The organism is Variovorax sp. GrIS 2.14, from assembly GCF_046115955.1.
In the GTDB taxonomy this organism is placed as follows: domain Bacteria; phylum Pseudomonadota; class Gammaproteobacteria; order Burkholderiales; family Burkholderiaceae_C; genus Variovorax.
In genome coordinates this window covers 15,461-39,285 of record NZ_JBJXIA010000015.1, presented here as the reverse complement: position 1 = coordinate 39,285, position 23,825 = coordinate 15,461, and the positions used below count along the sequence as shown (strand labels likewise).

Genomic DNA, 23,825 nt, shown 5'->3' with positions numbered 1-23,825 from the left:
GAATGAGTACCCGCCTCGTTGAAGGCGGCCTCCTCGCTCGGGGCCCTGTTCACCCAGGCCGGCTGGTGTGCCGATCTGATGGACTGAATTTTGAACTGAATGACTAAGTAAAAACCCTCAAGAAAAGAACCTCGGTGTTCGCGGTATGGAAACAATAGGCGCGTTAAACCGTAGGGTTAAACGCGCCGTTGACATTCAGTCTTCCTTCATGCCGGTCGCCTTGACCACGCTGCCCAGTCGCGCCCGTTCCTCGGAAACGAACTTGACGAACGAAGCACGTGTGCCGCCGATGGGCTCGATGCCCATGCCCTTCAGACGCTCCACGGTGGTGGCGTTTTTCATCGCCGTGTCGACCGCTGCGGCCATCTTGTCGAGGATGGCGTCAGGCGTGCCGCGCGGTGCGTGGACGCCCGCCCAATGCGCGATCTTGATGTCCGGGAAGCCCTGCTCGGTGGCTGTCTTCAGGTCGGGGTAGGCAGAGATGCGCTGCGTCCAGGTATCGGCCAGTGCCTTGAGCTTGCCGCTCTTCAGATAGGGCAGCACCACGATGCTGGCTTCCGACGTGGCCTCGACCTGGCTGCCCAGCACCGCGGTGATCGACTCCGAGCCGCTCTTATACGGCACGACATCGAGCTTGGCGCCGTACTTGGTTTCGAGCAGTCCTTCGACAAAGTGCGGCGTGCTGCCGGTGCCGGCCGTCGACCAATGAAAGCCGTTGGGTGTCTTCCTGGATGCGGCGATGAAGTCCTTCAGGTTGTCGTAGGGCGCGTCGGCCGGCACCACGATCACCGAAGGCGCGAGCCCGATCATCGCGACCGGCACCAGCGCCTCGTCCTTGTACGGCATCGTCTTCTTGATCATCCCGTTGGAGATCACGCCCGCGGCGCTCACCAGAAACGTGTAGCCGTCGGGCGCACTCTTGGCGACGACATCGGCACCGAGGGTCGTGCCGGCGCCGGGTTTGTTGTCGACGATGATCGGCTGGCCCAGTGCCTTCGATGCACCTTCGGCCGCGGCCCGCGCCATCAGGTCATTCGCGCCGCCGGCCGAGAACGGCACCACGAGACGAATCGGCTTGCTGGGCCAGGCATCTGCTGCGAAGGCCACTTGCACCGCCCCGAGCGAAGTTGCTGCAGCGATAGTCATGAGGGCGGGCATCATCGACCGGCGAATGGATTGCATGGGAATCTCCTGATGTTGTTGGTGCACGATCTTCACTGAAGAGTCCATGCCCCGCACTACTCCGTTCCACGAACCGCAGAGCCGGCTCCATCGGCCATGCGTCCTACGAAAGCGCGCGGCGGCTGGCTGCGCATCGCCTTTTGAACGGGAACGTAATTTTGATCACCGTCCGCCACAGACGATCAATCAAAAGGATAACCATGACCAAGAAGACAAAGGGCCTGTACGCGAACATCCATGCGAAGCAGGAACGCATCAAGCACGGCAGCGGCGAGCAAGTGCGCAAGGCGGGACAAAGCGGAGCGCCCTCGAGCAAGGATTTCGAAGAGTCTGCGAAAACAGCCAAGAAGCCTGCAACCGCTTCGAAGACGAAAAAGGCGGCTAAAAAATCCTGACGTGGCGCGCTCAGCGCCATGGCCCGGGTTGGCTTTGTCAGCCAGCCCTTGTCAGTCGGCCCTCATCAAGCGCCCTTCGTCTGCAGCAGTTTGATGACGCTCGAAAAATCTTGCGCCCCGTGACCTGCCAGGCTGTGCGCCGCATACAGGTTGCGGGCCAATCCACCGAGCGGCGTGGATGCACGAACTGCCGCCGCGTTTTCTTGCGAAAGCCCCAGGTCTTTCAACATCAGATCGGTGCCGAAGCCACCCGCATAGTTCTTCGACGCGGGCGATGTCTCCATGACGCCGGGCATCGGGTTGTACTTCTCAAGTGCCCAATTGCCGCCCGAACTGCGCCGCATGATTTCCGACAGCACCTTCGGATCGAGCCCGTTGGCAACACCGAGTGCCAGCGCCTCGGAGGTGCCGATCATCAGGATGCCGAGCAGCATGTTGTTGCAGATCTTGGCAGTCTGGCCGGCACCTGCGCCACCCGCGTAGAAGATGTTGGCGCCCATCTTTTCGAGAACCGGCCGTGCGCGCTCGAGGTCGGCTTCGGCACCGCCGACCATGAACGTCAACGTGCCCGCAATGGCGCCGCCGGTGCCGCCCGACACCGGCGCATCGATGACGGCGATGCCGCGTTTCGCAGCCGCTTCAGCGACCTTGCGTGAAGTGGCTGCAGCGATGGTGCTGCTGTCGATCACCAGCGTGCCCGCGGGAATCTTCTCGAGCAGCCCTGCCTGATCGCCGCTGCCGAAGTAAAGACCGTCGACATGCGCGCTGGCAGGCAGCATGCTGATGACGACTTCGGCGCCGTCGACAGTCGCTGCTGCAGATTTCGCAATCGGCAGGCCTTCGGCCGCGAACTTCTTGCAAGCGTCAGCCGAGAGGTCGAATGCGCGGAGCGTGTGGCCGGCCTTGTGCAGGTTCAAGGCCATGGCGCCGCCCATGTTGCCGAGGCCGATGAATGCGATTTTCATGATGCTTGTCTCCGTGATCTCGTCGAATGTGCAGTGCGGTTCAGGTCAGCCCGACGAGTTCGGGTGCCATGTCGCCACGCGGTCGCAAGTGGTCTTCTATGAAGGCGGGCGTGATCTCTTCAAGGGTCGCGGGGTTCCACTTCGGGTTGCGGTCTTTCTCGATCAGCAAGGCGCGAATACCCTCTGCAAAGTCCTTGTTCGCACAAAAGCCCAGCGACGCAAGATATTCGAGGCGAAACACTTCCGCCAGCGACATGCGGTGCACGCGCTGCCACAACGCGAAGCTCAATGCGGCCGAGCTCGGCGCACCTTTGCTGAAAGTTTTGGATGCCGTTTGCATCCACGAGTCGTCGCTTTGCAACGTACGCAGGCGCGCCGCAATTTCATGCAGATCGTCGCCGAACATCAGCGCGTTGATGGTGTCGAAATGCTCGCGAACTTTGGAGTGCGGTGCTTCCGGGGCGCCCTCGGTATTGGCCGCGTCGGCCAGGATGTTCGACAGCGCGGCACGGTCCGCCTGCGCATCACCCATCCATGTGCCAGCAGCGATCGCATCGAGCACGTGTTGCTTGCGCTCATGCGGAATCAGTACATCGGCAAGCCCACAAAAAATCGCGTCGGATGCGTTCAGGTTGGCTGCTGTCAATGCCAGGAACAGACCCACTCGCCCCGGCATACGGCGCAGGAACCAGCTGCCGCCCACATCGGGATACAGGCCGATGTTGATCTCGGGCATCGCAAGCCGGCTGTGCTCGGTGACGACGCGATGCGACGCACCTGCCATGAGGCCGATGCCGCCGCCCATCACGATGCCTTGGCCCCAGCAGAGAAACGGCTTCGGAAAGGTGTGGATCAGGTAGTCGAGCTCGTACTCTTCGCCGAAGAAGCGCTCGGCGTACTCGTTGCGCTCGGGGCCACATTCGAGCAGCGTCTGGTAAAGCTGCCGCAAATCGCCGCCAGCGCAAAAGGCCTTGTCGCCGGTGGCCTGCAGCAGCACGCCAACGATCTCTTTGTCTGCAGCCCACGCGCGCAGCTTGGGTGTGAGCAGGCGCACCATCGCCACCGAGAGCGAGTTGAGCGAAGCCGGCGCATTGAGCGTCGCGACGCCGAAGCGTTGGCCGCCGGCAGTGTCGATATCGTCGAAAAGAACCACGTCATCGCTCATCGGATATCACTCTCGTTGTCCAGCAATTTGCGCGCGACGATCACGCGCATGATTTCGTTGGTGCCTTCGAGTATCTGATGCACGCGCGTGTCGCGCACCAATCTCTCCAGTGGGAATTCGCTCAGGTAACCGTAGCCGCCATGCAGTTGCAGCGCGTCGTTGCAGACATTGAAGCCCGCATCGGTGGCAAAGCGCTTTGCCATCGCGCAATAGGTGCTGGCGTCGGCATGGCCTGCATCGAGCTTGCTCGCTGCGAGCCGCACCATCTGGCGCGCCGCCACGAGTTCGGTCGCCATGTCGGCCAGCTTGAACTGCAAGGCCTGGAAGCTCGCGAGCGGCTTGCCGAACTGCTGGCGGTCTTGCAAGTAGCGACGTGCCGCATCGAGGGCGCCCTGCGCAGCACCGACCGAGCAGGTCGCAATGTTGATGCGCCCACCGTCGAGCCCCTTCATCGCGATGCGAAAGCCCTCGCCTTCGCTGCCGAGCAAGTGGTCGGCAGGCACACGCACATTGTCGAAACTGATCGCGCGCGTGGGCTGGCTGTTCCAGCCCATCTTGTGTTCCTTCTTGCCGTAGCTGATGCCTGGCGCATCGGCCGGCAGCGCGAAGGCCGAGATGCCACCCGCGCCACCGCCACCTGTGCGCGCCATCAGCACCAGCACGTCGGTCGCGCCGGCACCCGAAATAAACGCCTTGCCGCCGTTGATGACGTACTCGCCGCCTTGCAACTCGGCGCGCGTCTTCAGCGAGCCCGCGTCCGACCCGGCGCCCGGCTCGGTGAGGCAGTAGGACGCCAGCTTGCGCCCGCTCGTCAGGTCCGAGCCCCACCGCTCGCGCACCGCGGGGCCGCCCCAGGTACCCAGCATCCAGGTCGCCATGTTGTGGATGGTGATGAAGGCGGTGGTCGACGGGTCGATGGCCGCCATCTCTTCGAACACCAGCGTGGCGTCGAGCCGCGGTAGCGCGAGACCATCGATGCTTTCGGGCGCATAGAGGCCGCAGAAGCCGAGCTCGCCCGCCTTGGCGATCGCCTCTTTAGGGAAGATCGCCTCGGCGTCCCACTTCGCCGCGTTCGGAGCGAATTCGCTCAGCGCGAAATCGCGCGCGGTTTGCGCGAAGGCGCGCTGCTCTTCAGAGAGTTCGAAGTCCATCCGAAGCAGTTACTTGAGACTGATCGTGGTGTTGACGCCCTGGCTCACCGTGCTGTCGTCGAACCAGCGCGAAGTAATCGTCTTGGTCTGCGTGTAGAACATGATGACCTGCTTGCCGTAGGGGCCCAGGTCACCCAGCTTCGAAGCGCGGGAACCGGTGAACGAGAACATCGGCACCGGCACCGGAATCGGCACGTTGATGCCGACCTGGCCGACATCGATGTCTTCCTGGAACTTGCGCGCGGCCGCACCCGACTGGGTGAAGATGGCGGTGCCGTTGCCGTTCGGGTTGGCGTTGATCAGTTCGATGGCCTCGTCCAGGCTCGCGGCATTCACCGTACACAAAACCGGGCCGAAGACTTCCTGCTCATAGATCACCATGCCGGGCTTCACATCGGCGAACACAGTCGGGCCGATGAAGTTGCCCTTTTCGTAGCCAGGCACTTTCGGATTGCGGCCGTCGAGCGCCAGCGTGGCGCCGTCGGCAATGCCACGTTCGATCAGGTAGTTGACGCGGTCGTGCGCAGCACAGGAGATCAACGGGCCGATGTCGACGCCCTTCTCCGTGCCGCCACCCATCTTCAGCGAGTTGGCTTTTGCGATCAGGTCGGGCACCCACTTCTGCGCATCACCCACCAGGACCGCGACCGACACCGCCATGCAGCGCTGGCCGGCAGCACCGAAGCCGGCACCGGCCAGTGCGTTGAGCGTCTGATCCTTGTTGGCGTCGGGCATCACGATGGCGTGGTTCTTCGCGCCCATCATGCATTGCGCGCGCTTGCCGGTGGCGATGGCGCGGTTGTAAACGTGCGTGCCGACCTTGGTCGAGCCGACGAAGCTGATGGCCTTGATGTCTTTGTGATCGCAGATCGCGTTGACCACGGCTTCGCCGCCGTGGATGACGTTCAGCACGCCCGGCGGAATACCGGCCTGCAGCGCCAATTCGCACAGGCGCATGGTCACCATCGGGTCTTGTTCGGACGGCTTCAGCACGAAGGTGTTGCCGGTGACGATCGCCATCGGGAACATCCACAAAGGGATCATCGCGGGGAAGTTGAAAGGCGTGATGCCGGCACACACGCCAAGCGGCTGCAGCAGCGTGTAGGTGTCGACGCCATTGGCCACGTTGTTGGCCATTTCTCCCAGCTGCAGGTTGCCGATGGCGGATGCGTGCTCGACCACTTCGAGGCCGCGGAACACGTCGCCTTCGGCATCGGGCAAGGTCTTGCCCTGTTCGGCCGTAAGGATGGCGGCGAGCTCGGCCATGTTCTCGCGGATGAGCTGCTGGTACTTCAGGAAGATGCGGGCGCGGGCGCCGATCGGGGTCTTTTTCCAGGTCTTGAAGGCGTCCTTGGCGGAGGCGACCGCGGCATCGACTTCGGCCGGCGTCGCGAACGGTACCTTGGCCAGCACCTCTTGCGTGGCCGGGTTCACGACGTTGCGCCACTCAGTGGTTTTCGACTCGATGAACTTGCCGCCGATGAGCAGCTTGACGGTGGCGACCGTGGTGGCGGGTGTGACTTTGGCGTCCATGAATTTGTCTCCTGATAGGTTGTCGCAGTGCCTGCGCAGCCCGTCATCCTAGCTTTGCAGATTTGCGATAGCAATAGACAAATTCGCACCCGACCTCTGCATAATTGCAGAGATGGATTGGGACAACCTGCGGTATTTCTTGGAACTCGCGCGCTCGGGCACCTTGCAGAGCGCCGCGCGCCGGCTGGAGGTCGATCACACGACCGTCGCGCGCCGCATCCAGGCGCTTGAAAAGCAGGTCGGCTCGCCGCTCTTCTCGCGGGAGGCCGATGGGCATCGGCTGACTGAGGCAGGTCGACGGTTGCAGCCGCAAGTCGAGGCGATGGAAGGTGCGTTTCGGGCCGTAGAGAGCGCCGCACCCACTTCGCACGAGGGCCTGTCGGGCGTGGTGCGGATCGGCGCGACCGAAGGCTTCGGCACCATCGTGCTGGCGCCGCAGCTCGCGCTCTTCGCGGGCCGACACCCCAAGTTGCTGATCGACCTGCTTGCCATGCCGCGACTGGTGCACCTGTCGCGCCGCGAGGCGGACATCGTGATCTCGCTCGAACGTCCGGCCCGTGGGCCGGTGCTCGTGACCAAGCTCACCGACTACACGCTGCGGCTCTACGCATCGAAGAAGTACTTGGCGAAACACCAGCCCATCAAGGCCCGCGAAGACCTGCGCGGCCACACCTTCATCAGCTATGTCGACGACCTGCTGTTCAGCAAGGAGTTGCAGTACCTGGACGAGTTGTACAAACCCGATGCCTTCGCGCTGCGCAGCACCAGCGTGCTGGCGCAGTACGAAGCCACCTCAGCCGGCGCCGGCATCGCGGTGTTGCCCGCTTTTATTGCGGGCCGCGACAAATCGTTGCGCCGCGTGCTGCCCGATCAGCCGCAAGCGCAGTTCACGCGCAGCTTCTGGATGTCGATGCCGGCCGAGACCAAGCACCTGGCGCGGATGCGGGCCGTTTGGGATTTCTTGCGGCAGACCGCCGACATGCAAAAGGACGTGCTGCTGCCGGAGTGAGCCGAGTGCGCCCCGCACAAGTCCGATCGAGCGCGCGGCGAGCCGACCCTGGGCGCCGGCCCTGGCGCTCAGATCCAGCGTACTGGATGGCTCCCCGGCGGCATCGAAGGCATGCGCCACACGGCAGGCGTGCGCGACAGCTGCGCGCTGTGCCGTACTGCACGGAGCAGGCCGAAGCCCGACTCCGACGTCTCCAGAAACGGTGCCAGTTCCGGCCGCGGTGCCGACAGCCCGCCGGCGACACGGCCGAGCGAGCGCAGCCACTGCGCGGTCTGCGCAAGCGACACCTGCACATGCCAGCTGCCGCCTTCGCGCTGCTGGCGCCAGAGCGCGGCCGCCGCACCAAAAGCGATGAGGTAGCCGGTGGCTTCGTCGAGGATCTGCATCGGCATCGGGCGTGGCATGCCGTCGCCGGCCGCCTCGCCCTCGGCATGGTTGAAGCCCATGGCGGTCTGCAGCAGCGAATCGAAACCACGGCGCCCGGCCCACGGACCTTGCGTACCGTAAGCCGACAAGGAGACGCAGACGATGCCGGGTCGCCGGTCGGCGAGATCGGCCGCCCCGAAACCCAGCGCGGCAAGGCCGCCCGAACGGTAGCCCTGCACGAAGACATGCGCCCCGCCGATGACACGCTCTAAGGCGGCGCGGCCCGCATCGGTGCGCAGATCCGCATGCACCGACAGCTTGCCCCGGCTGGTGTCGGCGATGGCCGAGATGTTGGGCAGGGTCGGCGAATTGACCAGCATCACCTGCGCACCGTAGGCCGCCAGCGCCTTGCCGCCAACCGGCCCGGCCAGCACGCGTGTGAGGTCGAGCACGCGCACGCCGCCGAGCGGTCGTTGGCCCTCGCGCAACGGCGGCAATGCCATCGGCGGTGTGGCGTCGGATGCGGCGCCGTCACCGATGCGCTCGATGGTGAAAAGCGGCTGCCCTGCCACCGCTTGTGCTTGCGGCGTGGCATCCCATTCGTCGAAGCTGCGCAGCGCCGCGACGACCAGGCCGCGTTTCGCCGCGGCTTGTTCGAAATCGAGTGCGCGCCAGTCACGCAGCGCCTGTTCGGCATCGGCGCGCTGCGCCGTCGACGGATCCAGGCCGAGAAGCGCCAGCGCGCCGTCGCGATGGTGCGCGAAGTTTGCGTGGACGCGTACGTACCCGTCGGCACAACGGTACAAGCCGGAGAACGCGTCCCATGGGTCGGGCGATACATCGTCGACGCTGAACCAGCCGGTGCATTCCACCGCGGCGTGAGTCATGTCGACCACTACCTCCTGGCGCGGCGCGCCGCGCAAGTGGCCGAGTTCGCAGGCCGCGAGAGCCGCAGCGGCGATGGTGCTTTGTGCTGCGGCACCGACCGCGAACGACGAAGGGAATACGGGATCGGTGCCTGCGAGATGCGCGCAGCCAAGCGCCTCGGCGGGCAGCCCGGCGTCGGCCCAAAGTTTGCCGAGGATGTCAGGAACGTTCACGTGCGATCTCCTGTTGCGTTCCGCGACCTGCGTCTGCGTCTGCTCTCGCCCTACTGCAGATCGAAGTTCTTTTCCTTCACAGCTTCCGAGTCGAGGCCGATCTGAACCGTGAACGTACCCGGTTCTGCCACACGCTGCAGCTGGGCGTTGAAGAACTTGAGTTTTTCTTCGTCCACAGTGAAGCGGACGGCCTTCTCTTCGCCCGGCTTCAGCATGATCTTGCGAAAGTCCTTGAGTTCCTTCACGGGCCGCACGACGGATGCAGCGACATCGCGGATGTACAGCTGCACAACGGTTTCACCTGCGCGCTGGCCCGTGTTCTTCACCGTCACGCTTGCTTCCACCTTGGCGCCGCGCGCCATCGTCGCGCTCGACAACGTCACATCGGACACGCTGAAGTCGGTGTAGCTGATGCCGTAGCCGAAGGGATAGAGCGCGCCGTTGGGTTCCTCGAAATACTGCGAGGTGTAGTTACCCGGCTTGCCCGGCGTGAACGGGCGGCCGAGGCGCGGATGGTTGTAGTAGATCGGGATCTGGCCGACCGAGCGCGGAAAGCTGATGGGCAGCTTGCCGCCCGGGTTGTAGTCGCCGAACAGCACGTCGGCAATGGCATTGCCGCCTTCGATGCCGGTGTACCAGGTTTCCAGAATGGCATCGGCCTCTTTCTGCTCGCGTTGCAGCGCGAGAGGTCGGCCGTTCATCAGCACCAGCACGATCGGCTTGCCGGTCGCCTTCATCGCGGTGATCAGGGCACGCTGGCTCTGCGGGAGATCCAGGCTCGTGCGGCTCGATGATTCGTGCGACATGCCGCGCGACTCGCCCACCGCCACCACCACCACGTCGGCCCGGCGCGCCGCCTTCACGGCCTCGGCGATCATTGCGGCAGGCGCACGCTTGTCCTGCGTCACTTCGGGCGAATCCCAGTTGAGGTAGTTGAGGTACTTGACGATCTCTTCGTCATTGGTGAGGTTGGCGCCGCGTGCATAGATCAGGTTCTTGCCGATCGCATTGGCAAGCCCGGTTCGCAATGTCACGGAAGCCTTGTAATCGCCGGCCGCAGACCAGCTGCCCAGCATGTCGATCGGTGCATCTGCCAGCGGACCGACCAACGCGACCTTGGCGGTCTTCGAAAGCGGCAAGGTGTTGTGGCGGTTCTCCAGCAGCACCACGGATTTGCGCGCGGCATCGCGCGCCGCGGGCCGACTCAGGCGGCTGTCGGCTTTGAGGTCCGGCGGATCGTCCGCTGCCACGCCGATGCGCACATAAGGGTTCTGAAAGAGGCCCATGTCGTACTTGGCGCCCAGCACTTCGCGCACAGCGTTGTCGATCTCCGTCATGCTGACTTCGCCCGACTTCACCAGGCCCGGCAGTTCCTTCAGGTAGACCGAGTCGGCCATGCTCATGTCGATGCCGGTCTTGATGGCGAGCTTGGCGGCCTCACGCTCGTCCTTGGCGACGCCGTGGCGGGTCAGCTCGACGATGGCGCCGTGGTCACTCACCGCGACGCCCTTGAAGCCCCAGTCCTTGCGCAGCAGGTCCTGCATGAGCCATGTGTTCGATGTCGCCGGCACGCCGTTGATGGAGTTGAGCGCCACCATCACGCCGCCCGCCCCCGCATCGATGGCCGCGCGATATGGCGGCAGGTAGTCCTGGTACATGCGCATCGGGCTCATGTCGACCGTGTTGTAGTCGCGTCCGCCCTCGACCGCACCGTACAGCGCGAAATGCTTGACCGCGGCCATCACGTTGTTGGGGCCGATCGGCAGCTTGCCCTGGAAGCCCCGGACCACGGTCTTGGCGATCTCCGAGACGAGGTACGGGTCTTCGCCAAAGCCTTCGGACGTGCGGCCCCAGCGCGGGTCGCGAGAGATATCGACCATCGGCGCGAAGGTCATGTCGGCCGCATCGGCGCTCGCTTCTTTGGCTGCCGTACGCGCCATCGACGTCACCACGTCCATGTCCCAACTCGACGCCAGCCCGAGCCCGATGGGGAACGTGGTGCGGTGGCCGTGGATCACGTCGAACGCGAAGAACATCGGGATCTTCATCCGGCTGCGCTGGGTCGCTGCGTCTTGCAGCTGGCGGTTGTGCGGGCGGTTGACCGAGTTGAAGGTGCCGCCGACCCGGCCGGCAGCGATCTCGTCGGCCAGCTGCGCGATCGGCATTTCCGGGCCGATGCTGATCAGGCGCAATTGCCCGACCTTTTCATCGAGCGTCATCTTTCCGACGAGGTCGGCGATGAAGGCGCTCTTGTCCGACATGGCGACCGCAGACACCGTGACGGGCGCTGTCTGGGTAAAAGCCGGCGCACTGGCGAGGCCGGCCAGCAGGGCCATCGACAACGAAAAACTCGGGGACAACTTGAACGACAACTTCATCGAATAACCTTCTGTGATCGGCAGCTGCTTCAAGACTTGTCTCGCAGTGCCGGTGCGTCTCTTGGGGCAATCTGGCGATGCTAAGCTAAACACTTGCACCGCCAGCAGTCACCCGCATTCACCGATGGCTGGCCTCGAATTTGCGAGACGCTCGCAACCCCACGCGACCCTGCCCTACGCCATCGCGCCTCCTCCATCGCGCCTTCTGGATCTATCCGATGTTGCCCACTGCCGCACTCCGAAGAGCAAAGCCTTTTGCCCGCTTCGTTTCTGTTCCCTTAGTACTGTCTTGCCTGATGGCTTTGTCGAGCGTTCTGATCGCCGGCCAAGCACAAGCGTTTTCGCTGGACGACGTGACGGCCAGGGCGCGCGACCTGATGGACAAGCCGTATGTCGCACCGGTCAGCAACCTGCCGCCGGTGTTCAGCAACATGCAGTTCGCCGACTACCAGAAGATGCAGCCGCTGATCGACAAGTTCGAGTGGCGCGACAAGGGCACGCCCTTCAAGCTGAGCTTCTATCACCAGGGCATGCAGTTCAACGCACCGGTCAAGATCAGCGAGATCGTCGGCAGCGAAGTGCAGGAGATCAAGTACGACGCCAGCCGCTTCGACTTCGGCGACCTCAAGTTCGACAAGGACGCCACCAGCAAGCTCGGCTATGCCGGCTTCAGGGTGATGTACCCGATCAACCAGGACGGCAAAGACGACGAGATCATGAGCTTTCTCGGCGCCAGCTATTTCAGGGTGATCGGCAAGGGCCAGGTCTATGGGCTGTCGAGCCGCGGACTGGCGATCGATACCGCGTTGCCCGCGCCTGAAGAGTTTCCCAACTTTCGCGAGTTCTGGATCCAGCGGCCCAATCCACAAGACAAGCAACTGGTCATCTATGCGCTGCTCGATTCGCCCCGTGCGACCGGCGCCTACCAGTTCATTCTGACGCCCGGCAAAGACGCGGTGCTCGACGTGCAGGCCAACCTTTTCATGCGCGGCGACGTCAACACGCTCGGCATCGCGCCGTTGACCAGCATGTTCCTGTATGGCCCGAACCAGCAGAGCGAGAAGCGCAATTTTCGCCCGGCCATCCACGATTCGAACGGACTGGCCATACACACCGGCAGCGGTGAATGGCTATGGCGGCCGCTCAACAACCCGCGCAATCTGTCGATCAGCACCTTCCAGGTCGAGAACCCGCTGGGCTTCGGCCTGCTGCAGCGTGGCCGCGAGTTCTCGCGCTTCGAAGATCTGAAAGACCGCTACGACCTGCGCCCGAGCGCGTGGATCGAGCCGCAGGGCAAGTGGGGCAAGGGCAAGGTCGAGCTGGTCGAGATCCCGACGCCGGACGAGACCAACGACAACATCGTCGCTTTCTGGACGCCCGACGTGCAACCGAAGAAAGGTCATGCGATTCAGTACGCCTACCGCATGCACTGGACCACCGACGAAGCTGCCCTGCACGGCCAGGACAACGCCTGGGTACGGCAGACATTCAACACGGCCGGCGAGTTGATGCAGCCCAACCTGATCCGGAAGCTCGATGGCAGCACGGCGTTGCTGATCGACTTCGAAGGGCCGCGGCTGTCGCAGCTGCCTGCCGATGCCGTGGTCACGGCGCAGGTCAGTGTCGGTGACAACGCGGAGCTGCTGGAGAACGTGCTTCAGCGCAACACGGCGATCAACGGTTGGCGGCTCACATTGCGGGTGAAGGTGAAGAACCCCGTACAGCCGGTGGAGATGCGCGCGGCGCTGCTGCAGGGCGACAAGGCGATCAGCGAAACCTGGAGCTACCAGATACCGCCGAATGCGGCACCGGTGGCGGCTGCTGCGCCCGCACCGACTGCGCCTGCCGTGCCGCCGACCGCGCCCGATCCAGCAACGACAGCACCAAAGACAACGCCCTGAGCATTCGCATGCGCAGGGCGGCGGGCTCCTTGGGTGCCTTGCAATGTCGCTTGCTTATTTGATCAGCTTCACGCCTGTCTTGGCCTGAAGCGCATCGAAGGTCACACAGTCGGCCAGCTCGACGAGCTTGAGGCCTTCAGGCGTCACATCGAGCACGGCCATGTCGGTGATGATGCGATCGACCACGCCCACGCCGGTCAATGGCAGCGTGCACGCTTCAAGAATTTTCAGGTCTTCGGTGCCGTCCTTCTTCTTGGCGACGTGCTCCATCAGCACGATCACGCGCTTGACGCCGGCCACCAGGTCCATCGCGCCGCCCATGCCCTTGACCATCTTGCCGGGGATCATCCAGTTGGCGAGGTCGCCCTTGGCGCTCACCTGCATGGCACCCAGGATGCTCAGGTTGATCTTGCCGCCGCGGATCATCGCAAAGCTGTCGTGGCTGCCGAAGATGGCGCTGCCCGGCAGCGTGGTCACGGTCTGCTTGCCGGCGTTGATGAGGTCTGCGTCGACCATGTCTTCGGTCGGGAACGCGCCGATGCCCAGCATGCCGTTTTCGCTCTGCAGCCAGACTTCCTTGTCACCGACGAAGTTGGCGACCAGCGTCGGAATGCCGATGCCCAGGTTCACGTAGAAGCCGTCTTCGAGCTCTTGCGCCGCACGGGCGGCCATTTGGTCTTGCGTCCAGGGCATGTCAGGCTCCTTCTTTCTTGTTGCTGGTGCCGGCGGGCACGACGGGAACAGGCATCTCGGCGCCAACGGCGGCAGCGTGTGCGATCACGGCCTTGGCTTCTTCCTTGGCAGCCGCCACGTCGGCCGGCGCAGCGGCGGTCACGGTGCGCTTTTCGATGCGCTTTTCAGGCGTCGCGTTCAGCACGATGCGGTGCACGTAGATGCCCGGCAGATGGATGTCGTCAGGTGCGAGTTCCCCGAGTTCGACGATCTTCTCGACCTCGACGATGCAGATCTTTCCGGCCATGGCCACGGCGGGGTTGAAGTTGCGTGCCGTCAGCCGAAAGCGCAGGTTGCCGGAGGTATCGGCGATGTGCGCCTTGACCAACGCCACATCGGGCACCAGCGAATGCTCCATCACGTAGGTCTCGCTTACTCCGTCGGTGATGAACTCGCGCAGTTCCTTGCCTTCGGCCACCAGCGTACCGACACCGGTCTTGGTGAAGAAGGCCGGAATGCCGGCGCCGCCGGCGCGCAGCTTTTCGGCCAGCGTGCCTTGGGGCGTGAATTCGAGTTCGAGTTCGCCGGCCAGGTATTGCCGTTCGAACTCCTTGTTCTCGCCGACGTACGACGCGACCATTTTCTTGATCTGCCGCGTGCCCAGCAGCTTGCCGAGGCCGAAGCCATCGACGCCCGCGTTGTTCGAAATGCAGGTGAGGTTCTTGACGCCGGAATCGTGCAGTGCATCGATCAGCGCCTCCGGTATGCCGCAAAGGCCGAAGCCGCCGACCGCCAGCGTTTGCCCGTCGGCAACGACGCCTTTGAGTGCCGCGTCGGCGGACGGATAGATTTTGTTCGCCATGGCCTGTGATCCTTGCTCGGTGAATAAAACGAAAGGGGAAAAAACGAAAGGGAAAACGAAAGGAAAGCGGTACCCGGAATGATCTTCGGGACTGCGCTGCCCGGAACGATACTACGTGGCCTTATACGTAGTAATTCGTAATGGCGACACCCTACCCCGCCCCCGCCGGCATCGACTACCGGCTGGCATTCGAGCATGCACCCGTCGGCATGGTGCTCTCGCGCGACCGCACCATGGTCGACTGCAACGCACGGCTTTGCGAAATGTTCGGCGCACCGCGCGAGGCGCTGGTAGGCCAGTCTTTCCGCGTTCTGTATCCGAGCGTGGCGGAGTTCGAACGCATCGGCAAGCGCATGGAGCCGATCCTCAATGCGAGCGGGCGCTACGCCGACAACCGCATGATGAAGCGGCTGGACGGCCGTTACGGCGCCCTGCGAGGCGAAACCTTCTGGTGCCACGTAACGGGCCGTGCGCTCAACCGCACGGCGCCGCACGAGTCCGGCATCTGGACTTTTGAAGACCTCGGCTCGCGACGCTCCGTGACGGCCGAACTCACGCCTCGCGAGCGTGAAGTCGCAGCGCATGTCATGCAGGGGCTGACCTCCAAGCAGATCGGCAAGGCGCTCGGCATCAGTCATCGCACGGTCGAGTTGCACCGGGCGCGGCTGATGCGAAAGTACAGCGCGTCGACCACGGCGGAACTGGTGCAAAAGCTCATCACCACCTGAGCGCTCGGGGAAAACCAGTAGCGGCGGCCCTTGTAAGCAGCAAAGCCTTCACGCACAATTATTGAAACGTTATATTTAATGGACACAGACAACGCACCCTCCCTTTCCAGCGTGACCCTGCGCGAGGTTGCCAACGCGGCGGGCGTATCGGTCGGCACCGCATCCAAGGTGCTTGCCGGAAAAGCTGGCGTCTCGTTGCGACGCAGCGAGAGCGTCCGTGCTGCGGCCAAAACCCTGGGCTACCGGCCGAACGGCATTGCGGCCGATTTGCGGCGCAACCGCTCGACGTCGATCGGGCTGGTGATTCCCGACCTGCTCAATTCTTTTTTCCTCGAGCTCGTGCACGCGCTTGAAAAGTTCGCTTCGACCAACGGCTACTTCCTGGTGCTGGCGCATGCCGACGAAGATCCGAAAATCGAAATGGACCGCATCCGCTTCGTCTTGTCGCGCCAGGTCGCCGGCATGATCCTGATCCCTTGCCAGGGCTACGACCATGCCCTCGAAGAGCTGCAGCAGTGCAACGTCCCGGTGGTCATGGCCGACCGCGTGAACGACAGCTTTCCGGTCAACACGGTCACCACCGACAGCCTGCATGCGGCACACATGGGCACGCAATACCTGCTGTCACTCGGCCACCGGCGCATTGCTTTCGCGGTGAACACGCTCGACCTGGTGAACAGCCGGGACCGGGCCGACGGCTACATCAAGGCGATGCAGGAGGCCGATCTGGCCGACCACATCCAGATCGTCATGTGCGGCATGAATGCAGCCCAGGCCCATCCGGTGATGCTCGACATGCTGATGAAGCCCGAGCGGCCGACCGCCCTCTTCACCGCCGGCAATGTGCTGACGCTCGCAGCCCTGCGGGCCATTGGCGACGCAAACCTGCAATTGCCCTCCGACCTGTCTCTGTTGAGCTTCGACGACGCACCCTGGATGTCGGTGCTGAAGCCCCGCATCAGTTCCATTCGGCAACCCGTCGAAGCCATCGGTCACGCCATTTGGCAACTCATGCTCGCCGGACTTCGGGGCCATCAAACCCAGCCGTTCTCGCACTTGCGCTTCAAGGCGGAGCTGTTGCCACGCGAGACCACAGCAGCCCGCCCGGTCCGGAAGAAACGCACTTCTTGATCCCTGCACACAAGGAACACTATCTATGCCGAAATAGAAATTGAAACGTTTTATATTTATAGACAGATCTGACCAACAGACCGGAGACAACCCATGAAATATTCCAGAAGACTTCTTGTGAACGGCGCACTGGCCTTCGCGGCACTGGCGCTGGGCGTGCCGTCCAGCAACGCGCAGACACCGGGTAAAAAATACCGCTTCGGCTTTTCCCAGGTGACCACGCTCGAACCCTGGCGCGTCCAATTCAACAAGGACATGCGGGCCGAGGCCGCCAAACATCCTGAGGTCGAACTGATCATCGCGGACGCCGGCGACCGGACCGACAAGCAGGTCGCCGACATGGACAACTTCATCACGCAGAAGATGGACGTGATCTTCATCTCGCCGAAAGAATCCGCCGGACTCACCGGCGTAGTCGAAAAGGCCACCAAAGCCGGCATCCCGGTGTTCGTGCTCGACCGCAACGTCGACGCCAAGGCCTTCACGCAGTACATCGGTGGCGACAACGTGGCCATCGGCCGCGCAGCGGGCAAGTACATCGTCGATGCCCTCGGCGGCCCGGGCAAAGCGCGCGGCAACCTGATCGAGATCTGGGGCAATCAGGGCGTTCAGGCTGCGCACGACCGGCACAACGGCGTCTTCGAATCGGTCGGCAAGGAAAAAGGCATCACGCTGCTCAACGAGCGGGTCGACATCGACTGGAAGCAGGACAAGGCCTATGAGTACATGAAAACCATGCTGCGCCGCTTCCCGAAAATCGACGTGGTCTATGCGCAGAACGATCCGATGGCGTACGGCGCCTACCTGGCCGCCAAGGATCTGGGCCGCGAAAAGCAGATCAAGTTCATCGGCGCCGACGCGCTGCCGCAAGAGGGTGCGACCTGGGTTCTCAACGGCGAGTTGGCTGCGACCTTTCTCTATCCCACGCCCGGCGCAGAAGGGATCCGGCAGGCACTCAAGATGCTGAAGGGCGAGAAGATTCCCCCCAGCGTGATTCTCGACACCGAAGGCGTGTTCAAGGACAACGCCAAAGCCTTCATCGCCTCGCACTGATCCGCGCATGGCCGAAACCGAGCTGACAACCACCCGGGCCTGCCTGGTTCGCATGACCGGCATCAGTCTGTCGTTCGGTGGCACCCAGGCACTGGCCAGTGTCGACTTCGATCTGGAGCCCGGCGAGATCCACGCCATCGCCGGTGAAAACGGTGCCGGCAAGTCGACGCTGATGAAAATCCTGGCCGGCATTCATCAACCCGACCAGGGTGAACTGACCCTGGTCGGCGAGCCGAAGCAGCTCTTTGGGGTGGCCGCCGCGCAAGCCGCAGGCATTGCCACGATCCATCAGGAGTTGAATCTCATCGACTCGCTCAGCGCTGTCGAAAACGTCTTCCTAGGCAAGGAACTGCTGACGCGCTGGCGCGTGCCCGACCGCCGGCGCATGCGGTCCCGGGCCACCGCCGTGCTGCGCTCGCTGGGCTTCCCCGCCGACCCGCAAGCACCGGTGGGTGGTCTGCGCATGGGCGAGAAACAACTGGTGGAGATTGCCAAGGCACTGATCGCCGACGCGACGGTGCTGATCATGGACGAGCCGACGTCGGCCTTGTCAGACACCGAGACCCAGGCGCTCTATGCGCTGTGCCGACGACTGCGCGCGCAAGGCATCGGGATCGTGCTGATCACGCACCGGCTGGACGAAATGTTTTTGTTGGCGGATCGCATCAGCGTATTGCGCGACGGCCGGAAGATCGGGACCTGGGCGACCTTGGAGATCGAATCCCCCTCAGCCCTGGTGTCACTGATGATCGGGAAGAAATTCTCGGCAGTCGGCGACAAGGAGCCCGCGTTGCCCGGGCCGACCGTCGCGCCGGTACTGACGGTCGAGCATCTGGGCCTGGCCACGACGGCGCGCAGCGTGGTCGACGGTGTTTCCTTCACCGTTGGCCCGGGCGAAGTCGTCGGTCTGTCGGGCCTGCTGGGCGCGGGCAAGACCGAGATCCTGGAGGCGCTGTTCGGCATCTCGCCGCACCGCGTCGAAGGCCGCATTCATTACCGAGGACAGGACGTCCGATTCGGGCAGCCCTGTGAAGCCGTCGAGGCCGGTGTCGGCATGGTGACTGAGGATCGAAAGCGCGACGGTCTGTTGCTGGAGCAAGACCTCGAGGCCAACTTCCTGCTGCCCAACCTCGGGCAATTGCCGGGCTACCCGCTCTATCGCAGGGGCCTGGCACGCGCCCGAGCCATCGCCAACGCCACGACCTTCAACGTGCGCTACAAGTTCATCGAACAGCCCAGCGGCACGCTCAGCGGCGGCAACCAGCAGAAGCTCATCATCGGCAAATGGCTGCTGCGCCAGCCCTGTCTGCTGTTGCTTGACGAGCCGACCCGCGGTGTCGACACCGCGGCCAAAGCCGAGATCTATGCGCTCATCCGCGCCGCTACGCACACCGGGCTCGCCGTGCTCATCGCCAGCGCAGAGATCGACGAACTCATGTTGCTGTGCGACTGCATCGTGGTGCTTTGCGCCGGCCGCGCCACGGGCACTTTGCAACGCTCCGATTTTTCAGCCAATGCACTGGTACGGCTTGCCGCCGGCCATGCCGGGACCTCTTGATGTTGATGCAATCCACCGTGATCAAAGGCCTGCTCGCCAGCGCCAAGTACTACCTGGGCCTGATCGTCCTGCTGGCGATCGGCGTGCTGGCGTCGCCGCATGACGCGGACGGGGGCAACATTTTCATGAGCGGCTCCAATCTGTCGGATGTGTTCCGGCAGGTGTCGAACATCGGGATCATCTCGATAGGCATGACACTGGTGATCATCGCGGGTGGCATCGACCTCTCGGTCGGCTCGATCATGAGCCTGGGCAGTGTCCTGACGGCGATGCTGCTGACGCAAGCCGGCTGGACCGGCGCGTCGAGTTTCGGCCTCGCAGCGAGCGTGCCCGTGGCCGGCCTTCTGGTCTGGGTCGCAGTGCGTTTTTTCCGCTCGAAGACAGCGACGACTGCAACGAATGAAGGCCGGGACGCTTCCGACCCGAAGCTCGTGCTGGCCGTCATCGCCGCCCTGGTCGCCGGGCTTGGCCTGGCCATCGCCATCGCCGTCGAGTTGCCCGGCAAGCTGCCGTTGGGGCTGGTGCTGCTGGTGGTGCCACTCGCCGGTTGCGCGATGGGGATGCTGAACGGATGGATCATCACGCGAGGCAGGATGCAACCGTTTATCGTGACGCTGGCCAGCATGGTCGCCATCACCGGTGCAACGCGCCTGATCTCAGGTCAGGACACGGCAGTGCATGCGATCTACAGCGGCACCAACGCCACCACGGACATCGAGGCGCTGCGCGCCCTGTTGTTCGGCATCGTGCCGGTACCCGCCCTGTTTTTTCTGGGCACCGCGCTGATCTTCGGCTTCGTGTTGAGCCGCACCGTCTTCGGCAAGTACCTCTACGCCATCGGCGGCAACGAAAAATGCGCACGCCTGTCGGGACTGCGGGTCGACCGCCACAAGATCGCGACCTATGCCATTTCGGGCCTGCTGTCGGCCCTGGTCGGTGTGCTGTTCGCTGCGCAGTTTCGACAAGGCAAGTCCGATGCCGGACTGGGCTGGGAGCTCGATGCGATCGCTGCTGTCGTGATCGGGGGGACCACGTTGATGGGCGGTGCCGGCCGCATTTCAGGCACCATCGCGGGCGTTCTGATTTTCGGATTTCTGGGCAACATCCTGATGCTCAACAACATCGACAGCAACACGCAATTGCTGCTGAAGGGAATCATCATCATCGTTGCCGTGTTTCTTCAACAAACTCCGTTGTCACGCTTTGGCCTGACGCGCAAACCAGGCTAAGCACATGCTCAAGAACATCGATCCACTCCTGACGCCCGCGCTGCTGCGCGAACTGGCGGCCATGGGACATGGCGACTTCATCGCCGTTTGCGACGCCAACTTCCCGGCTTATTCGATTGCCGCCGGCAAACCGCTGATCCACCTGCCGGGCTGCGGGACGATTGCCGTGCTGCGCGCCATTCTTTCCGTGTTGCCGCTCGACACTTTCGATGGCAGCCCGGTGCACCGGATGGAACAGGTCGGTCGTCCCGAGGTGTTGGCCGACATCCAGCGCGAAGCCATCGACACGGTGTTCTCCCGGCTCGATCCGGTGCCGCAGGTGGCGGGCCTCGAGCGCTTCGCCTACTACGCGCAGGCCCGCGGCGCATGCGCCGTGGTCCTCACCGGAGACACCATGCCGTATGGCAATTTCCTGCTGCGCAAGGGGGTCCTGTGAGCGCGCCGGTAACAGCCGCGTTGCCACGGCGTCCGCTCGGCCGCACCGGCCTCGACGTGACGGTGCTGGGCTTTGGCGCGGCGCCCCTCGGCAACCTGTTCAGCCATCTCGACGAAGCCACCAGCGTCGCGGCCGTGGTCGCCGCTTTCGACAGCGGCATCAACCTGCTCGACATGGCGCCGCACTATGGCAACGGCCTGGCCGAACTGCGCGCCGGTGCAGCGCTCCGGCAGGTGCTGCAGCATCGGTCGCGCGACCGCATCGTGGTGTCGACCAAGGTTGGACGCTGGTTCGATCCGATGCCGACCCGCCGTGCAACCGCCCCGGCTCACGACGACGGCAATGCCGAAGTCGCGAGCCCGGGCTTCGTCGGCGCATTGCCGCATCGGGTCATGCTCGACTACTCCTATGACGGCACCCTGCGCTCGATCGAGCAGTCGCTGCTGCGCACCGGGCTCGACCGTCTCGACATCGTGTTGATTCACGACGTTGATGTCTGGACGCACGGCCCCGACGCGATCGAAGCCCGTTTCTCGGAAGCCATGAACGGGGCATACCGCGCGCTCAGCCGATTGCGCGATGAAGGCGTGGTGCGCGCCATCGGCGTCGGCCTCAACGAAAGCGAAATGTGCGAGCGCTTCGCCCATGCCGGCGACTTCGACACCATGCTGCTGGCCGGACGCTACTCGCTGCTGGAGCAGCCGGCACTGGCCTCGTTCCTGCCGCTGGCGCAGCAAAAAAACATCGCTGTCATGCTCGGCGGAGTTTTCAATTCCGGCATCCTGGCCACTGGTGCAGTAGCCGGCGCGCGCTACAACTACCAGCCAGCACCGGCCGCCGTGATGGCGCGGGTGGCCGCCATTGACGCGGTGTGCAACACGAACGGCGTGCGCCTGGTCGATGCGGCACTGCAATTCGCACTCGGACATCCGGCCGTCACCACGCTGGTGCTGGGCGCCGTGACGCCGGACGAAGTGCGCCGCAACATCGCCTCGCTGGCAGCGCCGATACCCGCGCAGTTGTGGCACGACCTGCGCACCGCGGGCTTGTTGCCCGATGCTGCGCCGACGCCGCCGGCGCTCGCATGAAGCTGGACGCGCACCAGCACTTCTGGCGCGTGGCGCAGGCCGCCGACTACCCCTGGATGTCGCCGGACCAGCCGACGCTCTATCGCGACTTCTCGCCGGAGGAACTACGGCCCATGCTGGCGCGGCACGGCATCGACGGCACCGTGCTCGTGCAGGCGTCACCGACGCTGGCAGAAACGCAGGTGCTGCTGCGCATAGCCGAAGCGACACCGTTCGTCAAAGGCGTCGTCGGCTGGTGTGAGTTCGACGATGTCGCGGCGCCCGCGACCATCGCGACCCTGGCCGGTTCGCCGTGGCTCATCGGTCTGCGACCGATGGTTCAGGACATCGCCGACGACGGCTGGCTGCTGCGCGAGCCATTGCGGCCGGCGTTCGAGGCCATGGTGGAACATGACCTGGTGTTCGACGCGCTGGTGTTGCCACGCCACCTGACGCGGCTGGCCGAACTGACACGGCGGCATCCAGCGCTTCGCGTGGTGGTCGACCATGGTGCCAAGCCCGCGCTCCGCTCCGGCCTGCTGGACGAATGGCGGCGCGACATCGCCGCCGTCGCAAAATTCGAGGGCACCGCCTGCAAGCTGTCGGGCCTGGTCACGGAGTGCGGTGACGACCGTTCCCTCGAGAGGCTGCGCCCGGTGGTGGAGCATCTGCTGGACTGCTTCGGCGCCGAACGGCTGGTGTGGGGCAGCGACTGGCCGGTGGTGAACCTTGCGGGCGGCTACGACGAATGGATGGCCAGCGCACAAGCGTTGCTGGCGCACCTGGCCGGCACGGCGCGCGACGCGATCTTCGGCGGCAACGCCCAGCGCATCTATCTCGACGGAGCGTCGGAATGACAGACCTTGCCATGCACGACAATTTTTCCGGCCTGGCGCTGCATCCCGCGTTGCGCTGGCAGTCCGAACCGGCGCACTGGCGCATCGGCACCGGAGGCGGCGGCCTGTCGATCGAACCGGACGCCGGTACCGATTTCTGGCAACGCACCCACTACGGCTTCGAAGTCGACAACGGGCACTTCCTGTACCTGAACGCGACCGGCGACTTCACGCTGACCACGCAGGTGCATTTTTCGCCGCGCCACCAGTTCGACCAGGCCGGGTTGATGGTGCGACTGTCGCCGTCCTGCTGGCTCAAAACGTCGGTCGAGTTCGAGCCGGACGGACCGAGCCGGCTCGGCGCCGTCGTCACCAACAGGCAGTATTCCGACTGGTCGACCCAGCCCGTGGGAGACGAGGTGACCGCGCTCTGGTTTCGCATCCGCACCGAGCGCTCGGACTGCATCGTGGAATCGTCTACAGACGGAGTCGCGTGGTCGCAACTTCGAATCGCACATCTGAGTGAACGCGCAGCGGCGCCGTTCGTGCAGTGCGGGCTCTACGCCTGCAGCCCGAAAGCGGCCGGCTACAAGGCCGACTTCGCTTTTCTCGATTTCGCGCCAAGGTGAGCCAGCGCGTCCCGACCGGCGAAGCACTGGACGGCTACTTGCCCTTGACCGCGACCAGCTCGACTTCGAAGTTGAGCGTCGCATTCGGCGGGATCACACCGCCGGCACCGCGCGAACCGTAGGCGATGGCCGGTGGGCAGGTCAGCTTGGCCTTGCCGCCGACCTTCATTTTCTGCACGCCTTCGGTCCAGCAGGGGATCACGCCGTTCAGCGGAAATTCGGTCGGCTCGCCGCGCGAGTACGAGCTGTCGAATTCCTTGCCGCTGTCGGAGAAGGTGCCCTTGTAGTGGACCTTCACGACGTCGGTCGCGGCCGGCGAGGCGCCGGTGCCGTCTTTGAGGGATTGGTAGACCAGGCCGCTCGGGGTGGTGACGGGGGCGCTTTGCGCGAAGGTTGCAGTGGACAGGCACAGGGCAGAGATGCCGAAGGAAACAGAGAGGAGAAGAGATCGCACGGGAAGTCCTTGCAGGTTGAGAGCG

22 protein-coding genes are annotated in these 23,825 nt (G+C 64.0%); 12 read left to right on the top strand and 10 right to left on the bottom strand.

All coding sequences use genetic code 11. The features are described from left to right. Positions 1–195: 195 nt before the first annotated feature. On the bottom strand, positions 196–1,158 hold the full coding sequence (locus RCH10_RS20935) for a Bug family tripartite tricarboxylate transporter substrate binding protein (RefSeq protein WP_409053921.1): 963 nt from the start codon (positions 1,156–1,158) through the stop codon (positions 196–198). Between the two features lie 182 nt (positions 1,159–1,340). Here RCH10_RS20935 and RCH10_RS20930 point away from each other — a divergent pair, with 182 nt between their 5' ends. Further along, positions 1,341–1,577, top strand: a complete 237-nt coding sequence (locus RCH10_RS20930) for a hypothetical protein (protein WP_409053880.1) — start codon at positions 1,341–1,343, stop codon at positions 1,575–1,577. 65 nt (positions 1,578–1,642) lie between these two features. On the opposite strand, the gene mmsB is transcribed toward RCH10_RS20930, so the two are convergent. Genes mmsB through RCH10_RS20910 form a run of 4 tightly spaced genes read right to left on the bottom strand, consistent with a single transcriptional unit; the run spans position 1,643 to position 6,391 of the window. Further along, the gene (mmsB, locus tag RCH10_RS20925; protein WP_409053879.1) at positions 1,643–2,542 is read right to left on the bottom strand and encodes a 3-hydroxyisobutyrate dehydrogenase; all 900 of its coding nucleotides are present in this window, start codon (positions 2,540–2,542) and stop codon (positions 1,643–1,645) included. Positions 2,543–2,582: 40 nt separating this feature from the next. Next, a complete protein-coding gene (locus RCH10_RS20920; RefSeq protein ID WP_409053878.1) occupies positions 2,583–3,707 on the bottom strand; it encodes an enoyl-CoA hydratase/isomerase family protein in 1,125 nt (374 codons plus the stop codon). Further along, positions 3,704–4,858 carry an acyl-CoA dehydrogenase family protein gene (locus RCH10_RS20915; protein WP_187051585.1) on the bottom strand — a complete coding sequence of 385 codons (1,155 nt, stop codon included), beginning with the start codon at positions 4,856–4,858 and terminating at the stop codon, positions 3,704–3,706. Before RCH10_RS20915 ends, RCH10_RS20920 begins: the two co-directional genes overlap by 4 nt. Before the next feature lie 9 nt (positions 4,859–4,867). Next, positions 4,868–6,391, bottom strand: a complete 1,524-nt coding sequence (locus tag RCH10_RS20910) for a CoA-acylating methylmalonate-semialdehyde dehydrogenase (RefSeq protein WP_409053877.1) — start codon at positions 6,389–6,391, stop codon at positions 4,868–4,870. A gap of 112 nt (positions 6,392–6,503) precedes the next feature. Between RCH10_RS20910 and RCH10_RS20905 the strand changes: the two genes are divergently transcribed. Continuing rightward, positions 6,504–7,400 carry a LysR family transcriptional regulator gene (locus RCH10_RS20905; RefSeq protein ID WP_409053876.1) on the top strand — a complete coding sequence of 299 codons (897 nt, stop codon included), beginning with the start codon at positions 6,504–6,506 and terminating at the stop codon, positions 7,398–7,400. 68 nt (positions 7,401–7,468) lie between these two features. Here the strand turns inward: RCH10_RS20905 and RCH10_RS20900 are convergent, their stop codons facing one another. Then, on the bottom strand, positions 7,469–8,866 hold the full coding sequence (locus RCH10_RS20900; protein WP_409053875.1) for a CoA transferase: 1,398 nt from the start codon (positions 8,864–8,866) through the stop codon (positions 7,469–7,471). Between the two features lie 50 nt (positions 8,867–8,916). Beyond that, positions 8,917–11,244: a beta-glucosidase BglX gene (gene bglX, locus RCH10_RS20895; RefSeq protein ID WP_409053920.1), complete on the bottom strand. Its 2,328-nt coding sequence runs from the start codon at positions 11,242–11,244 to the stop codon at positions 8,917–8,919. Between the two features lie 296 nt (positions 11,245–11,540). Here bglX and RCH10_RS20890 point away from each other — a divergent pair, with 296 nt between their 5' ends. Then, on the top strand, positions 11,541–13,145 hold the full coding sequence (locus RCH10_RS20890; protein ID WP_409053874.1) for a glucan biosynthesis protein G: 1,605 nt from the start codon (positions 11,541–11,543) through the stop codon (positions 13,143–13,145). Positions 13,146–13,199: 54 nt separating this feature from the next. Here the strand turns inward: RCH10_RS20890 and RCH10_RS20885 are convergent, their stop codons facing one another. Further along, positions 13,200–13,838, bottom strand: a complete 639-nt coding sequence (locus RCH10_RS20885) for a 3-oxoacid CoA-transferase subunit B (RefSeq protein WP_409053873.1) — start codon at positions 13,836–13,838, stop codon at positions 13,200–13,202. 1 nt (position 13,839) lies between these two features. Then, a complete protein-coding gene (locus RCH10_RS20880; RefSeq protein ID WP_409053872.1) occupies positions 13,840–14,679 on the bottom strand; it encodes a CoA transferase subunit A in 840 nt (279 codons plus the stop codon). A gap of 140 nt (positions 14,680–14,819) precedes the next feature. On the opposite strand from RCH10_RS20880, the gene RCH10_RS20875 reads away from it, so the two are divergent. From RCH10_RS20875 to RCH10_RS20835, 9 genes are all read left to right on the top strand, one after another. Further along, entirely contained in the window at positions 14,820–15,407 is a 588-nt protein-coding gene (locus RCH10_RS20875) for a LuxR C-terminal-related transcriptional regulator (protein ID WP_409053871.1), read from the top strand. A gap of 78 nt (positions 15,408–15,485) precedes the next feature. Beyond that, positions 15,486–16,538, top strand: coding sequence for a LacI family DNA-binding transcriptional regulator (locus RCH10_RS20870; protein ID WP_409053870.1), 1,053 nt, complete (start codon positions 15,486–15,488; stop codon positions 16,536–16,538). Positions 16,539–16,631: 93 nt separating this feature from the next. Further along, the gene (locus tag RCH10_RS20865) at positions 16,632–17,591 is read left to right on the top strand and encodes a substrate-binding domain-containing protein (protein WP_409053869.1); all 960 of its coding nucleotides are present in this window, start codon (positions 16,632–16,634) and stop codon (positions 17,589–17,591) included. Between the two features lie 7 nt (positions 17,592–17,598). Beyond that, positions 17,599–19,149, top strand: a complete 1,551-nt coding sequence (locus tag RCH10_RS20860) for a sugar ABC transporter ATP-binding protein (protein WP_409053868.1) — start codon at positions 17,599–17,601, stop codon at positions 19,147–19,149. Beyond that, positions 19,149–20,378 (top strand): ABC transporter permease, encoded by a 1,230-nt coding sequence (locus RCH10_RS20855; RefSeq protein ID WP_409053867.1) that lies wholly within the window; start codon positions 19,149–19,151, stop codon positions 20,376–20,378. The genes RCH10_RS20860 and RCH10_RS20855 overlap by 1 nt, the downstream gene beginning before the upstream one ends. Positions 20,379–20,382: 4 nt before the next feature. After that, positions 20,383–20,814, top strand: coding sequence for an RbsD/FucU domain-containing protein (locus tag RCH10_RS20850; protein WP_323499559.1), 432 nt, complete (start codon positions 20,383–20,385; stop codon positions 20,812–20,814). After that, the gene (locus tag RCH10_RS20845; RefSeq protein ID WP_409053866.1) at positions 20,811–21,902 is read left to right on the top strand and encodes an aldo/keto reductase; all 1,092 of its coding nucleotides are present in this window, start codon (positions 20,811–20,813) and stop codon (positions 21,900–21,902) included. Before RCH10_RS20850 ends, RCH10_RS20845 begins: the two co-directional genes overlap by 4 nt. Further along, entirely contained in the window at positions 21,899–22,738 is an 840-nt protein-coding gene (locus RCH10_RS20840; protein WP_409053865.1) for an amidohydrolase family protein, read from the top strand. Before RCH10_RS20845 ends, RCH10_RS20840 begins: the two co-directional genes overlap by 4 nt. Next, on the top strand, positions 22,735–23,346 hold the full coding sequence (locus RCH10_RS20835) for a DUF1349 domain-containing protein (RefSeq protein WP_409053864.1): 612 nt from the start codon (positions 22,735–22,737) through the stop codon (positions 23,344–23,346). Before RCH10_RS20840 ends, RCH10_RS20835 begins: the two co-directional genes overlap by 4 nt. A gap of 34 nt (positions 23,347–23,380) precedes the next feature. Here the strand turns inward: RCH10_RS20835 and RCH10_RS20830 are convergent, their stop codons facing one another. Beyond that, a complete protein-coding gene (locus tag RCH10_RS20830) occupies positions 23,381–23,767 on the bottom strand; it encodes an FKBP-type peptidyl-prolyl cis-trans isomerase (protein WP_409053919.1) in 387 nt (128 codons plus the stop codon). Positions 23,768–23,825: the final 58 nt, after the last annotated feature.

Bases quoted from the DNA above. Each gene is read 5' to 3' on its own strand.
- RCH10_RS20935 (WP_409053921.1), bottom strand. From the start codon at position 1,158: ATGCCCGCCCTCATGACTATCGCTGCAGCAACTTCGCTCGGGGCGGTG.
- mmsB (WP_409053879.1), bottom strand. From the start codon at position 2,542: ATGAAAATCGCATTCATCGGCCTCGGCAACATGGGCGGCGCCATGGCC.
- RCH10_RS20920 (WP_409053878.1), bottom strand. From the start codon at position 3,707: ATGAGCGATGACGTGGTTCTTTTCGACGATATCGACACTGCCGGCGGC.
- RCH10_RS20915 (WP_187051585.1), bottom strand. From the start codon at position 4,858: ATGGACTTCGAACTCTCTGAAGAGCAGCGCGCCTTCGCGCAAACCGCG.
- RCH10_RS20910 (WP_409053877.1), bottom strand. From the start codon at position 6,391: ATGGACGCCAAAGTCACACCCGCCACCACGGTCGCCACCGTCAAGCTG.
- RCH10_RS20905 (WP_409053876.1), top strand. From the start codon at position 6,504: ATGGATTGGGACAACCTGCGGTATTTCTTGGAACTCGCGCGCTCGGGC.
- bglX (WP_409053920.1), bottom strand. From the start codon at position 11,244: ATGAAGTTGTCGTTCAAGTTGTCCCCGAGTTTTTCGTTGTCGATGGCC.
- RCH10_RS20890 (WP_409053874.1), top strand. From the start codon at position 11,541: ATGGCTTTGTCGAGCGTTCTGATCGCCGGCCAAGCACAAGCGTTTTCG.
- RCH10_RS20885 (WP_409053873.1), bottom strand. From the start codon at position 13,838: ATGCCCTGGACGCAAGACCAAATGGCCGCCCGTGCGGCGCAAGAGCTC.
- RCH10_RS20880 (WP_409053872.1), bottom strand. From the start codon at position 14,679: ATGGCGAACAAAATCTATCCGTCCGCCGACGCGGCACTCAAAGGCGTC.
- RCH10_RS20875 (WP_409053871.1), top strand. From the start codon at position 14,820: ATGGCGACACCCTACCCCGCCCCCGCCGGCATCGACTACCGGCTGGCA.
- RCH10_RS20870 (WP_409053870.1), top strand. From the start codon at position 15,486: ATGGACACAGACAACGCACCCTCCCTTTCCAGCGTGACCCTGCGCGAG.
- RCH10_RS20865 (WP_409053869.1), top strand. From the start codon at position 16,632: ATGAAATATTCCAGAAGACTTCTTGTGAACGGCGCACTGGCCTTCGCG.
- RCH10_RS20860 (WP_409053868.1), top strand. From the start codon at position 17,599: ATGGCCGAAACCGAGCTGACAACCACCCGGGCCTGCCTGGTTCGCATG.
- RCH10_RS20855 (WP_409053867.1), top strand. From the start codon at position 19,149: ATGTTGATGCAATCCACCGTGATCAAAGGCCTGCTCGCCAGCGCCAAG.
- RCH10_RS20850 (WP_323499559.1), top strand. From the start codon at position 20,383: ATGCTCAAGAACATCGATCCACTCCTGACGCCCGCGCTGCTGCGCGAA.
- RCH10_RS20840 (WP_409053865.1), top strand. From the start codon at position 21,899: ATGAAGCTGGACGCGCACCAGCACTTCTGGCGCGTGGCGCAGGCCGCC.
- RCH10_RS20835 (WP_409053864.1), top strand. From the start codon at position 22,735: ATGACAGACCTTGCCATGCACGACAATTTTTCCGGCCTGGCGCTGCAT.